The organism is Mycobacterium sp. PO1, from assembly GCF_017312405.1.
Classification (GTDB): Bacteria; Actinomycetota; Actinomycetes; order Mycobacteriales; family Mycobacteriaceae; genus Mycobacterium.
In genome coordinates, this window is record NZ_BLTG01000016.1 from 54,935 (window position 1) to 68,125 (window position 13,191).

Genomic DNA, 13,191 nt, shown 5'->3' on the forward strand with positions numbered 1-13,191 from the left:
CCTGCCGTCAACATGTCCGAGCTGACCGATGCCGCCGCCATGGCGATGGAGCGTAGCTGTGCCCTGACCGCCGTGGCGCTGAGCGGAGGCCGCCGCTCCGGTGTGAACCTGGTAACCGGACAGCATCGCCGCTTCGGCGTCAACGCCTCGCTCGACCTCGTCTACGTGCCCCATCCACCGACGGTCCGGGACTGGACCCGCAGAACCATGACATGTGGCGTGGCGCTGCAGTGTTCGCCGTCGAAAGAGGCTGTCGCCGGATACCGCCTCAACGAGCTGTCCGCCCGCGAATTACGGGCCCTCACGCTCGTCGAAGCCGGCGCCGCACTGGGCTGGATCACCGCGAACTGGCCGGGGCTGCTGCCTGAGATCGAGCGGATGATCCCCGGCCTACAACCTCTACCCGCGGACATGGACGCTACCGCGATGTTCAACCGCGCGGTCGAGAGGGCACAAGCCGGACCGGTCCCCGACCCGGACCCATTGCTCGGCAGACTTCCGCTGGCGTTGACATCGGCCCAGGGCCTCACCGACAAGATACGGCGAACGTTCGGCCGACTGCCCTGGACCACCGCACAGAAGAGGCTTCCGCGGGCACATTCCGTGCCGGCGGGTGGTGACGGCGGGGTACGTAACCCGAACCTCCCACCGCCCAGCAGACCGCACGACAACGACCTGGACATCACCCCCGACCACCGTCCCGGCATCCCCTATCCGGAGTGGAATGCGTGGGCCGAGCGCTTCATGTCCGACCATGTCGCGGTCCTGGAACTGCCGCGCTCCGGCGGCACTCGTCCGCCCGGGACCGTCGCACCCGACATCAGGCGATGGTTCGAGAAGCACACCCACCGTGCGATGCACAGCCGTCTCGAGGACGGCTCGGACCTCGACGTCGACCAGTATGTCGCTCACTTCATCGACGTGGCCACCGGCGAGGCGATCGAACCGCGAATATTCCGGGACCTACGACCGGCGAGCCGTGACGTCACCACCGCGCTCCTTCTCGATGGCAGCTCTTCTCTGGGCGTGCACGGCGGCCGAATCTTCAAGCTGGAGCTGGCGTGCGCGGATGCTCTGTCGCGGGCGATGACCCTGGCGCGCGAACGACACGGCATCTTCACCTTCACCGGCAACACCCGCCACCGTGTCGAGATCAGCTGTCTCAAAGACTTCGCGGACCGAGGGTTCGTCCCCCCTGGTGAGCTCGGACTGTCGACTGGCGGGTATACCCGGCTCGGCGCTCCACTGCGCCACCTCACGAGCAGACTGCTCGACCAGCCGTCCGAGCGGCGGCTGATCATCGTGATCGGGGACGGCCTGATCTCCGACGAAGGCTACGAGGGCCGCTACGCCTGGGCCGACGCGGCGCACGCCGTGCAGGAGGCCCACGATGCAGGCGTCTCGATGTACTACGTCGGAGTCGGCCCCGTCACGGTAGACCCGCTTCCCGAAGTCTTCGGACCTCTTTGTTCCCAACGCATTCGGCGAATCGAGGACCTACCCCGCGTGCTCGCGCACGTGCATCGGGAGTTGGTGTCGACGTGACCACACATGAGCACTTGCCCGAGGACCAGATGACCGATCGATACCGGGCCAACGGTGACGAAGTCCGACTGTTCCAACGCGCATTCCAGCGCCGGCTGCCGGTGATGCTCACCGGCCCCACCGGCTGCGGCAAGACGCGATTGGTCGAGCACATGGGGGCGCAGCTGGGCCGACCCGTGGTGACGATCAGCTGCCACGACGACCTGACCAGCGCCGATCTGGTCGGACGGTTCATGGTGACCGGTGGGGATGTGGCGTGGAGCGACGGACCCCTGACCAGGGCGGTCAAAGCCGGCGCCATCTGCTACCTCGACGAAGTCGTCGAAGCCCGGCATGACTCTCTGGCAGTGCTGCATTCGCTCACCGACCATCGCCGAACCCTTTATCTGGACCGGGCCGACGAGGTGGTGGCGGCGCCCGAGACCTTCATGCTGGTCTGTTCCTACAACCCGGCGTACCGCAGCTCGCTCAAGGAACTCAAACCGTCGTTCCGCCAACGCTTCGTCACGCTACCGATGAGGTATCTGCCACCCGACCAGGAGGCTGCTGTCGTCGCGACCGAGACAGGTGTCGACGTGGCGACGGCCGATCGGTTGGTGCGGTGCGCCAACGCTATTCGCACCGCCGACGAAGCATTCCATTTCGAGCCCCCGTCGACCCGGGTTCTCGTCACCGCGGCGCACATGATCGCAGCGGGTGCCGCGGAACTCGATGCCGCCGAAGCGTGCATCCTGGCGCCGTTGTCGGGCGACGGTGCCATCGCCGACGGTCTTCGCGAGATCACCGCCGCCAGCCTGGCCGACGCCACGAACACAGCCCGCTAGGGAGGGGAACGACACATGGTGGACCAGAAGGAACGCAAGCGCAAGAAGGCTTTGATCATCCTGCAGATCGTCATCTACGGCTATCTGTTCACGATGTTCTGCATCCAGCTGTACATGTCCTTCGCCAGAGGATGGTGGGACTTGTGAAACCCGTGACCGCACCGCCGGTCCCGGCGGGCGGCATCGAGCAGCATCACGAACAGTCCAGGCTGGCGCAGCGCCGGGCAGACAAGTGGATGATCACCGGCGCGGCACTGATGGGTATGTGGGCACCGGGACTGATCGGCTTTCCGATCTTCATGCGCGGGGTGTGGCTGCAGCGCCAGGCGTTGCGAGCGGGGCTGTCCGTGCGCCCCATGATCGTCACGTTGATCGGCTACCTGGTGCTGATCGACGGCATGTTGAACAGTCTGGGCTGGGCTCTGGATCTCGTCGCCAACCACACGCTGATCAACCGCGTCCTGATGGTGGGCTGGGGCAACATGTTCGACGCCGGCTACTTCTGGCACTACAACGAACTGTGGGTCGGCGGAGCCGCGGGGCCCGGCGAGAAGTCGATGGTGTTCGGGATGATCGTCACGGTCTTCGCGATGCGCTGTGCAGCCGCGATCGGCTTCCTCCAGATGAAGCGGTGGGGACACCAGTGGATGATCATCACCTGCTGGATGGGCGTGCTGATCTGGTGCGTCTATGTGTTCAACATGACCATGTACGCCGATGTCCGGTTCGCCGGCGTCGTGTTCCCCGTCATCGGCTGGTGGCTCTACGACATCTTCTACATCACCCCCTTCCTCGCGATCCCCTATCTGCACACGGTCAACCGCGAGATCTTCTCGGACTGAGCCTCATTCAAGGAGCACGTTTGTGACCACCACTCCCGAGACCGACGCCGAGGCCAAGTCCGAGGACCTGCCTCCCGGGACCACGCCGTACTACGCGCGCATGCACCGCTACATCAAGCGCGCCGTGCTGGTCTGTCTTGTCGCGCTCGTCATCGAGGGAGCGTTCACGCTGCCGTTCATGGCCGTCTATTACGGGTACCCCACGCTGAGCCTCACCGAGATCTGCAGCGAGTTGCTCAAGGTCAGGTACTCCGACGACACCCTCGAATGCCAGGTCCCCTATCCGGCCTTCGGCCCGCCGGAAGGCGCCGAAGGCAAGGACACCGCCCGGGACGAGTGGGGGATCCAGCCTGTGCCGAAGTACCACCGCATCGGATTTCGTGAGTTGGTTCGCATTCATGAAGAGCGCGAAGCGCGACAAGCAGCCACCGAGCGCGAAGCGCGGCCAACAACACCAGACCAGCCATAGCGATGGCGCGATCAGCTGAGCACCACGCGCAGAACTGGGATCTGCGGCACGAGGACTTCAACGATCCGAATGCCCCGGACCTGCTGTACGACGTCTACGCGGTGATGCGGGAACGCTGCCCGTTCGCCCACACCGACACCCCCTTCCTCAGCGACGTCCCCGGCGGCGCCTGGGTGGCGACGCGATACGCCGACTGCCTGCGGATCGCCCAAGACTGGGAACACTTCTCCAGCAATCCGGCCGCCGGTTCGGCCGACCACGTCGTCGGCGATCTGGTGGTCATGGTGGACCCGCCGCGGCAGCAACAGTTGCGCAAGATCCTCAACCCGTACTTCTCCCCCGCGCGGATGAAGGCGCTGCGGTCCCAGATCGCCGCCGAAACCGACTTGCTCATCGACGGTTTCATTGCCGATGGCGCCGGCGATCTGGCTCACGTCGCCTGGCGTCAGCCGGGGATAGTGCTGTTCAAGTACCTGATCGGGATACCCACCGAGGAGATCGGAGTCTGTTTCGAGCTGACCGACACCGCGCTCAACGGTACGGCGGAACGAGAACGGATGGCGGCCTGGGCCGGCCTCTATCAACGTGTCGACGCGCTCGTCACGACGCGCTCCCGCGAGCCCGCCGGCGACGACATGATCGACGTACTGCTGCGCGGCGAGATCGACGGCGAAAGGCTCGCGCACGTCGATGTCGTCGGAAACGCGATGCTCCTCGTGCAGGCCGGACTCGAGACCACGGCCAACGCCATGTCTTTCGCCTTCCACCATCTGGCCACCCACCCCGGGGAGCGCGATCGGATGATCGCCGAACCCGACCTGGCGCCCCGCGCGGTGGAGGAGATGATCCGCTACGCCGGTTCGATCCACGGCCTGCATCGAACCGTCGTCAAGGACGTCGAGGTCAACGGCCACACCTTCCGTCGCGGCGAGACGGTGGTGGTGAACTTCGCCGCCGCCAACCGCGACGAGAGCGTTTTTCCCGGAGCCGACCGCTGCATCCTCGACCGTCACGACAACCGACACCTCGGATTCGGCGCGGGCGTGCACCGATGTCTCGGCTCCAACCTGGCCCGCCTGGAATTCCAGGTCGGGGTGGAACGGGTCCTGCACCGGATACCGGACTTCGCCCTGCAGCCCGGCTCCGCACCCGAATTCCACGGGAACTCGATCACCCGCGGGTTCCGTTCGATTCCGGTCGTTTTCACGCCACCACGCCGTAGCGTCTGTGGCGTCGAATAGAGACAGGGAAGCAATGTCGGACAAGACCTACCGCGTGATCCAGTGGATGACCGGAGACGTCGGCCAGGCCGGCATCCGGCATTTCGCCGACTGCTCGACGTTCGAGCTCGTCGGCGTCCTGGTCCACAGCAAGGACAAGGTCGGCAAGGACGCCGGCGAGATCGCGGGGATCGAACCGATCGGCGTGATCGCCACCGATGACGTGGACGCGGTGGTCGCCACCGACGCCGACTGCGTGTTCTACACCCCGATCATCATGGACGTCGAGACGGTGTGCCGGCTACTTCGCTCCGGCAAGAACGTCGTCACCACCGCCGGGTTCTTCCATCCCACCGAGGACTTCCGCGCCGCCGGCGACCAGATCCGCGCGGCGTGTAGCGAAGGCGGCGCCTCGTTTCACGGCGGCGGGATCCATCCGGGGTACGCGGGAGACGTCCTGCCGCTCACCCTCGCCCGGGTCATGAGCAGGATCGACACCATCCACGTCTACGAGGTGGTCGAGGTGCTGAAGGACGCCCCGCTGGACCACATCGACTGGATGGGTTTCGGCAAGGACAAGGACGCCTTCCTGAGCGAACCGACGATTCTGGGGCTCGGCCTGCCGTTCTTCGCCCAGTCGATGCACATGCTGGCCGACGGGCTCGGAGTCACGATCGACGACGTCACCGCGGCCGAGGTCGACGTCGCGGTGGCGGTGGCGGACATCGCGCACGCCGAGGGAGCGATCGCCCGCGGAACGGTCGCCGCTCAGCGCCACGAGTGGACCGCATGGGTGGACGGGCGGCCGCTGATCGTCTTCCACGCGATCTACGTCACCGGCGGTCCCGACCTGCTGGAACCGGCCTGGGATTGGGGCGACACCCGGTACCGGGTCGTCATCGACGGTGACCCGCCCACCGAGCTGACGATGCAGGGGGTGCGGCAACCCGACGGCACGATGGCCCACCCTGGTTACCCCTGGACCGCGATGGGTGCCATCAATGCGATTCCCGACGTGTGCGATGCGCCGGCAGGCTGGCTCACCCACTTCGACCTCGGACTGGTCAAGCCGCAGGGCCTGGTGCGCACGTGAGTCACCGCTTCGACCCCGATGTGCTGCAGAAGGTGGTCGAGGACGCCGCCGGCCTGCAGCTCGGCAGCCGCGAGCTGATACCCCGAACCGTGGAACTGCTCGCCGAGCAGTACCCCGACGTGATCGACCCGGCGCCGGGACGCTGGGTGGGCAGCAAAGCCGGCGGAGTCCTCGGCAAGGTGCGGTTCCTGTACTTCAGCACCCGCGAGTACTTGGTGATATTCGGCTCTCCGACTGGTACACAAGGCTTTTCCGGCCGCTACAAGCACGTGGACATCCACAAGTTCCTGCTCGCCGGCCGGATCGACTCCTACGACCTCGAGTCCGAGGACATCGAGCCCCTGCCTGCGGTGCTGCCCGGCGGCCACACCTGCCTGCAGCGCGGACACGCGCGCGGTCTGACCATCCACCCCGGTTCCTGGCACCTCGAGTACGGCCGGGGCGCCGTCGTCACCACGCTGCCGTTCGCGATGGTAGACACGTTGGCGGTATCCCTGGAATTCGAATCGGTGCGTCGCTCGACGATCGAGTTCAGTCGGCTCATCGGGCGGCGCCGAAGGAGGTAGCTCATGCGGGTCGTCATCGCCGGTGGACACGGCAAGATCGCGGTGCTCACCGAGAGACTCCTGGCCGACCGCGGCGACTCGGTCGCCGGCTTCATCCGCAACCCCGACCACGCCGCCGACCTACAGCAGGCCGGCGCCGAACCGATCGTGGTGGACCTGGAGAGCAGCAGTGCCGACGAGGTCGCCGGACACCTGACCGGCGCCGATGCCGTCATCTTCGCCGCCGGCGCCGGGCCGGGGAGTGGAGCGGCGCGCAAACAGACCGTCGACCACGACGCGGCCGTGCTGCTGGCCGACGCCGCCGAAGCCGCCGGGGTTCGCCGCTACGTGATGGTCTCCGCGATGGCCGCTGACGCCGCAGCGCCCGACGACGCCGGCGACGAGGTGTTCGTCACCTACCTGCGGGCCAAGGGCGCCGCCGACGACAACATCCGGGCGCGGGCAGGGCTGCAGTCCACCATCGTGCGACCCGGCCGTCTCACCGACGACCCGGCCACGGGCAGGGTTGCCGCGGGAACGGACACCGGGTACGGCAGCATCCCGCGCGCCGACGTCGCCTCAGTGCTGGTCGCCGTGCTCGACGCCCCGCAGACGGCCGGCCTGACATTCGATGTCATCTCCGGGGACACCGGCATCACCGACGCCGTCGCCGGGCTGGGTGGCTAGGCCGCTGTCAATCGGTCAGGGCCGTCAGGCTGAGTCATCTGGCGGGGCCGTCAAGAAGCGCCGTCCGGCGGGCCTTCAGGTGGAGGGGGCGAAGACCGCCTTGAAGCGGTTCAACGACTCCTGGATGTCGCCCTTGAGCGCCCCGGCGACCACCATCCCGATCGGGCCGAACAACGCCGGGCCGCCGAGGTGCACGTCGAACGTCACCGTCGAGCCCTCCTCGCTCGGCTTGATCTTGCCCATCAGCTTGACCTTGACGCCGCCCTTACCATCGCCGTTGAGCGTCATCGACTCCGGCGGACGGTAGTGCACCACCGTCCAGCTCACCCGGTTCGGCATGCCCTTCACCTCGACGATCGAGTCGAGCTTGGTGCCCTTCTCGATCGTCTCGGGCAACGTCGACCGCCACACCCGGTGGATGGACAGCCACTCCCTGTACCGGGACAGATCCGACGCGCTCTCCCACGCCTGCTCAGGAGGCATCGGCACGTCGACGGAAACCGACAGTTTTGCCATGCGACGAATTGTGCCTAGGACGTCGGCGGGGCCGTCGGCGGGTCCTGCTTGCGGGGCGCAGCCGGTGGCGGCGAGGCAGGCGGCTCTTGACCGGAGTGCTGGTCGGGCGGCACCTGACCCTGCGCGGCGTTGTCGGCGACCGCCTTCTTGGCCGCGTCCTGCACCTTGTTCACCTGCGAGGCGTACTTGCCCTGCGTCCTTTTGTCGACAAGATCGCCCGCCTTGTCGATCGCGCTGTCCACTTTGTCGGAGTTCTTGGCGAGAAGATCCTTCGCCTTGTCCAGAAATCCCATGGTGCCAACCCTACCGCTGGCGGACCCGCCACAACCGGCGTTGTTCCCCCAGCACCGCGCCCTGGACCCACCAGATCACCTCCACGGCGATCGCGCCCAACAGACCGATGCCCAGCGCGGTCGACGTGATCGCCACATTCGACGGGTCGAGGATGAACAGCTCGCGGGCCGCCGGGATCGAGAAGATGACCACATACGCCAGGCCTGATCCCGCCACCAGCGCGATCCGCCACCATTCGTAGGGCCGCGCCACCACCGCCAGCACCCACAGCGCCGCGACCAGCAGCGTGATCAGCGCCGCCGTCGACGCCTGTGTCTGCTCGGTCTCGGTGGCCGCGCGCCCCTCGTAGGCCAGCAGGTACGACGTGAACGTCGCGGCACCGACGGCCAGCCCGGAAGGCAACGCGGCGGTCATCACCCGCCGGACGAAGCCGGGCCGGGCGCGTTCGTTGTTGGGGGCCAGCGAGAGGATGAAGGCGGGGATGCCGATGGTGAACCACGCCGCGATGGTGACGTGGATCGGCTGGAACGGGAACAGCAGCGGGTCGGAGCCGAACAGCTTGGCCGACAGGCCCGCGAGCCCGACCAGGATCGCGAGCAGCACCGAGTACACCGTCTTGGTCAGGAACAGATTCGACACGCGTTCGATGTTGCCGATCACCCGCCGCCCCTCGGCGACGACATAGGGAAGCGTGGCGAACCTGTTGTCCAGCAGGACGATCTGCGCGACCGCCCGCGACGCCGAACTGCCCGAACCCATTGCCACGCCGATGTCGGCGTCCTTGAGCGCCAGCACGTCGTTGACGCCGTCGCCGGTCATCGCCACCGTGTGGCCACGCGACTGCAGGGCGTGCACCATCGCGCGTTTCTGGTCGGGCCGTACGCGCCCGAACGTGGTGTGCGACTCCAGCTCATCGGCCAACGCGGCCGGCTCCTCGGGCAGGTGGCGGGCGTCCATGCAGTCACCGTGCAGCCCCAGCGAGCCGGCCACCGCCCCGACCGATACCGCGTTGTCCCCGGAGATCACCTTGATCGAAACCTTCTGCGCGGCGAAGAAATCCAGTGTGTCGCGCGCGTCGGGCCGCACACGCTGCTCGAGAACCACCAGCGCCGCCGGTGTCACCGTGCCGGGGGCGCCGGGGTGGTCGACCGGCATATCCGAGGACCCGAGCAGCAGCACCCGCAGACCCTGCGCACCGATCCGCTCCGCCTCGGCGGCCGCCGCCGACCCGGGGTCGAGCAGCACGTCGGGTGCTCCGATCACCCAGTTGCCGTGCTCGCCGTAGGAGGCCCCACTCCACTTGGTCGCCGATTTGAACGGGGCGCTGGCGGTGGCCGTCCAGCCCGGCGGCATCCGGTAGGCCTCTGCGATGGCGGCGATGCTGGCGTTCGGCCGGGGATCGTCGGCGGCCAACTGCGCCAGGACGTCGGCGACGCCATCGCTGCCGATCTTCTCGACATCGCTGACCCGCATGCCGTTCTCGGTCAGCGTGCCGGTCTTGTCCGCGCACACCACGTCGACACGGGCAAGCCCTTCGATGGCCGGCAGCTCGTTGACCAGGCATTGCCGTCGGCCCAGCCGCACCACACCGACCGCGAAAGCGATCGAGGTCATCAGCACCAGCCCTTCGGGCACCATCGGCACCAGCGCCCCGACCATCCGGAGCACGGACTGCTGCCAGCCCGCATCGGTGGTGAACAACTGGGTGTAGATGGTCAGCAGCCCCGCCGGGATCAGCAGGTAGGTGATGAACTTCAGGATCTTGTTGATGCCGCTGCGCAGCTCGGAGCGCACCAGCGTGAACTTGCTGGCCTCCTCGGCGAGCTTCGCGGCGTACGCTTCCCTACCCACCTTGGTGGCGCGGTAGGCGCCGGTTCCGGCGACGACGAAACTGCCCGACATCACCGCATCGCCGGCATCCTTGGGGATCGGATCGGCTTCCCCGGTCAGCAGAGATTCGTCGACCTCGAGGTTGGCCTCCTCGAGGATCTCGCCGTCCACGACGATCTGGTCACCGGGGCCGAGCTCGATGACGTCGTCGAGCACCACCTCGCTGGGAAGTCGTGGCTGGGTTCCGGATCGCCGGCGCACCAGCGGTTTGGCCTGCCCGACGATGGCCAACCGGTCCAGGGTCTGTTTGGCGCGCAGCTCCTGGATGATGCCGATGGCGCTGTTGGCGATGATGAGCAGTCCGAACGCACCGTTGATCACCGAGCCGGTGGACAACACGATGATCAGCAGCACACCCAGAATCGCGTTGATGCGGGTGAACACGTTGCCGCGGACGATCTCCGAGACGCTGCGCGCCGCCCGGGTCGGCACGTCGTTGGTCTTCCCCTGGGCGACCCGTGCGGCGACCTCGTCGTCGGACAGCCCGCCGGCCAGCGACAGGGTCACTTCACGAACACTCCGTTGTCGTCGTCGTCGAAATACTCCAGTGTCAGCAGGGGTCCGTCGAACGTCGCCCGCGACACCGTCCCCGGCGGCGCGTTCTCGCTGCTGATGTCGAACACGAAGACATCGCCGTCCCAGGGCTTCAACTCGTACACGCCCTTGGGGCCGAGCGTGAGCTCGAGCCTGCCGTCCCGTTGGGTGACCGTCGCCGGACCCCAGAAGTCATTTCGGTACGTGCCGGCGTAGGACGCCAGTGGCGCCGGCGGTTTCGGATCAGCGGGACGCTGCTTGCCGGCGAGCTCGCCCTCGGGTTTCTCCATCTGCTTGTAGAGCCCGGAGTACAGCGCGAACCAGTCCTGCCGCACGTCACCGAACTGCACGAGGTCGGCGAACGACGCGGTCAACGCCTCGGGCACGCCGATCGGGGTGGCGTTGGTCAGCACCACGATCCCGACGTCAGCCGAGGGCAGGATGACGAAGTTCGAGTTGGCACCGAGTTCGAAGGCACCGGAGTGACTCAGCTCGGTGCGCGCACCCGACGTCGTGCCGACGTTGAAGCCGTACCCGTAGAAACCCGACCGAGCCGCGGGCTCGTCGCCCCGCGACGACACCACCTGGGGGGTGATCGCCGGCAGCAGCGCCTCCGGATCGATCAGCTGCTTGCCGTCGTGCTGCCCGTCGGCCAGCACCATCGCCAGCCATTTGGTCAGGTCGTTGACCGACGAGCTGGCCCCGCCGGCCGGGGACTGTTGCTGCGCGTCGCGCACGTAGCGCGGGGTGTAGCCGCCGTCGAGATGGATGTGGCCGACGGCCCGGTTGGGCCGGGCCACCCAGTCACTGAATTCGTAGCTGGTGGCCGTCATCCCGAGGGGACGCAGCAGGGCCTCCTCGGTGAGTTGCTCCCACGGTGTGCTCGCGCTGGCGGCGACCGCCTCTGCACCGGCTGTCAGCCCGAAGTTGGTGTAGGCGTAGGAGATGCGGAACGGGTCGAGGGGCAGTTGCCGCAACCTCTCGAGCACATTGCGACGGTCGTAACCAAGTTCCTCGAGCTGGTCACCGGCGTGGTCGGGCAGCCCCGACCGGTGCGAGAACATGTCGCCGACGGTGACCATCTGGGTGACAGAGGGATCCGAGAGCGCGAACCAGGGCAACTTCGACACCACCGGCGTATCCCAGTCCAGATCGTTCTTGCCGATCTGCTGAGCCACCACGGTGGCGCTCACCGACTTCGACACCGACGCGATCTGGAACACCGTGTCGGCGTCGACACGGTTGTCCCCATCGTTCGGCAACTCGTTGTTCTTGACCCCGAAACCTTTGGCGTACACCGTTTTTCCGTCATGTACCACGGCGACCGCCATCCCTGGGATGCCGGACTTCGTCATCAGGTCCTCAGCCATGCCGTCGAGGGCGCCCACCGCGTCGGCGACGGCGTTCGCCGGCAGCGGCATCGCCGGCATCAGCGGCGGTGGCACCGCGGACGTGGTCGGAGCCGCGGCCTGACCCGACGGAGCCGACTCGGGCGCCGACGCGGACGTCGTGGAATCACCGGAGTCCGTGGCGGCGCAGCCGCCCAGCAACGACACCGACACTGCGAACGCGACGAGGCGCGCCGGGGATCTCATGGTCGAAACGGTAGCGCGTCGCCGCGCCCTACATCTGCCACCACGGATCGAATTCCGACTCTGGGTCGACCCGGCCGCCCGGGATGGGCACCGCGATCCGGACCTGTTCGGTCTGGGAAGCGCCGAGCAGGCGATCCGCCGGTTCGCCCCACCGGTGCGGCGCCAACCGGAACGTCGCCCAGTGGATCGGCACCATCAGGCTGCGGTCGCGCTCCCCGAGGTCGAGATGGGCGCGCACCGCCTCCTCGGGATTCATGTGGATGTCGGAGAAGGCCGGGTGGTAGGCGCCGATGGGCAGCAGCGTCAGGTCGAACGGCCCGAACTCGGCTCCGATCTCGGCGAAACTCTTCGTGTAGCCGGTGTCGCCCCCGAAGAAGGCCTTGTTGGTCGGGCCGGTGATCACCCAAGACGCCCACAGTGTGGTGTCCCGCGTGAACAGCCGCCCGGAGAAGTGCCGGGCGGGGGTGCACACCAGTGTCAGGTCGGCGATCCGGTGAGAATCGTTCCAGTCCAGTTCGACGATCCGGCTTTCGGGGATACCCCATTTGCGCAGGTGGGCACCGATTCCGAGCGGCACGACGAACGGCGCGCGCTGCGTGCGGGCAAGCGCGATCACCGTGTCGATGTCCAGGTGGTCGTAGTGGTCGTGGCTGATCACCACCGCGTCGACCGCCGGCAGCGCCTCCAGCGGCACGGGCACCTCGTGCATCCGCTGCGGGCCTACCGCGCGTGACGGTGAGCAGCGCTCGCTCCATATCGGGTCGGCCAGCACCCGGTAACCGTCGACCTCGATCAGCACGCTGGAGTGTCCGAACCAGGTCGCGGCGGCCGCGGCGGGGACGATCTCGGCAGTCGGCGGTTCGGCCAGCGGGATCGGTTTCGGCGGTTTGCCGTGTGACCCCGCGTTGGCCAGGTCACGGATCAGTGCGCGCTGCACCTCACCGGTCGTCTCCGAGGGGGGCTCCAGGTTGACGAACTTGCCGTCGCGAAAGTTCGGCGAGTGGCGCGCCACCGGCGTGATCTCGGCCGGTCCGGCGCCCAACGAGGCGGGTGTGCCCTGCAACGCGCGCATCACCCAACCGCCGGCGAACAGCGACACGGTGCCGAAACCGAAGCGCAGCGCCGACCCCAGCACCG

The 13,191-nt window shown here is 67.4% G+C and carries 14 protein-coding genes; 9 read left to right on the forward strand and 5 right to left on the reverse strand.

Annotation, left to right across the window (positions count from 1 at the left end):
- Window positions 1-12 precede the first annotated feature (12 nt).
- Genes J3476_RS06875 through J3476_RS06910 form a run of 9 tightly spaced genes read left to right on the forward strand, consistent with a single transcriptional unit; the run spans window position 13 to window position 7,225 of the window.
- Entirely contained in the window at window positions 13-1,545 is a 1,533-nt protein-coding gene (locus J3476_RS06875; RefSeq protein WP_207065745.1) for a nitric oxide reductase activation protein NorD, read from the forward strand.
- A 29-nt stretch (window positions 1,546-1,574) separates the two neighbouring features.
- Entirely contained in the window at window positions 1,575-2,369 is a 795-nt protein-coding gene (locus tag J3476_RS06880; protein ID WP_207065805.1) for an AAA family ATPase, read from the forward strand.
- A 15-nt stretch (window positions 2,370-2,384) separates the two neighbouring features.
- Complete coding sequence (locus J3476_RS27855; RefSeq protein WP_286182701.1) at window positions 2,385-2,516, forward strand: hypothetical protein; 132 nt, start codon at window positions 2,385-2,387, stop codon at window positions 2,514-2,516.
- Window positions 2,501-3,211 (forward strand): hypothetical protein, encoded by a 711-nt coding sequence (locus J3476_RS06885; RefSeq protein ID WP_207065746.1) that lies wholly within the window; start codon window positions 2,501-2,503, stop codon window positions 3,209-3,211. The genes J3476_RS27855 and J3476_RS06885 overlap by 16 nt, the downstream gene beginning before the upstream one ends.
- Before the next feature lie 22 nt (window positions 3,212-3,233).
- Window positions 3,234-3,680: a hypothetical protein gene (locus J3476_RS06890; protein ID WP_207065747.1), complete on the forward strand. Its 447-nt coding sequence runs from the start codon at window positions 3,234-3,236 to the stop codon at window positions 3,678-3,680.
- Between the two features lie 2 nt (window positions 3,681-3,682).
- On the forward strand, window positions 3,683-4,921 hold the full coding sequence (locus J3476_RS06895; protein ID WP_207065748.1) for a cytochrome P450: 1,239 nt from the start codon (window positions 3,683-3,685) through the stop codon (window positions 4,919-4,921).
- Between the two features lie 13 nt (window positions 4,922-4,934).
- The gene (locus tag J3476_RS06900) at window positions 4,935-5,993 is read left to right on the forward strand and encodes a dihydrodipicolinate reductase (RefSeq protein WP_207065749.1); all 1,059 of its coding nucleotides are present in this window, start codon (window positions 4,935-4,937) and stop codon (window positions 5,991-5,993) included.
- Entirely contained in the window at window positions 5,990-6,559 is a 570-nt protein-coding gene (locus J3476_RS06905; protein WP_207065750.1) for an isomerase, read from the forward strand. Before J3476_RS06900 ends, J3476_RS06905 begins: the two co-directional genes overlap by 4 nt.
- Window positions 6,560-6,562: 3 nt before the next feature.
- Window positions 6,563-7,225 carry an NAD(P)H-binding protein gene (locus J3476_RS06910; RefSeq protein ID WP_207065751.1) on the forward strand — a complete coding sequence of 221 codons (663 nt, stop codon included), beginning with the start codon at window positions 6,563-6,565 and terminating at the stop codon, window positions 7,223-7,225.
- 75 nt (window positions 7,226-7,300) lie between these two features.
- Here the strand turns inward: J3476_RS06910 and J3476_RS06915 are convergent, their stop codons facing one another.
- Genes J3476_RS06915 through J3476_RS06935 form a run of 5 tightly spaced genes read right to left on the reverse strand, consistent with a single transcriptional unit; the run spans window position 7,301 to window position 13,189 of the window.
- Window positions 7,301-7,741 carry an SRPBCC family protein gene (locus J3476_RS06915; protein ID WP_207065752.1) on the reverse strand — a complete coding sequence of 147 codons (441 nt, stop codon included), beginning with the start codon at window positions 7,739-7,741 and terminating at the stop codon, window positions 7,301-7,303.
- A 14-nt stretch (window positions 7,742-7,755) separates the two neighbouring features.
- Window positions 7,756-8,034 (reverse strand): antitoxin, encoded by a 279-nt coding sequence (locus J3476_RS06920; RefSeq protein ID WP_207065753.1) that lies wholly within the window; start codon window positions 8,032-8,034, stop codon window positions 7,756-7,758.
- Between the two features lie 10 nt (window positions 8,035-8,044).
- Window positions 8,045-10,432, reverse strand: a complete 2,388-nt coding sequence (locus J3476_RS06925; protein WP_207065754.1) for an HAD-IC family P-type ATPase — start codon at window positions 10,430-10,432, stop codon at window positions 8,045-8,047.
- Window positions 10,429-12,054: a serine hydrolase gene (locus J3476_RS06930; protein ID WP_207065755.1), complete on the reverse strand. Its 1,626-nt coding sequence runs from the start codon at window positions 12,052-12,054 to the stop codon at window positions 10,429-10,431. The genes J3476_RS06925 and J3476_RS06930 overlap by 4 nt, the downstream gene beginning before the upstream one ends.
- Window positions 12,055-12,082: 28 nt before the next feature.
- On the reverse strand, window positions 12,083-13,189 hold the full coding sequence (locus J3476_RS06935) for an MBL fold metallo-hydrolase (protein ID WP_207065806.1): 1,107 nt from the start codon (window positions 13,187-13,189) through the stop codon (window positions 12,083-12,085).
- Window positions 13,190-13,191 lie beyond the last annotated feature (2 nt).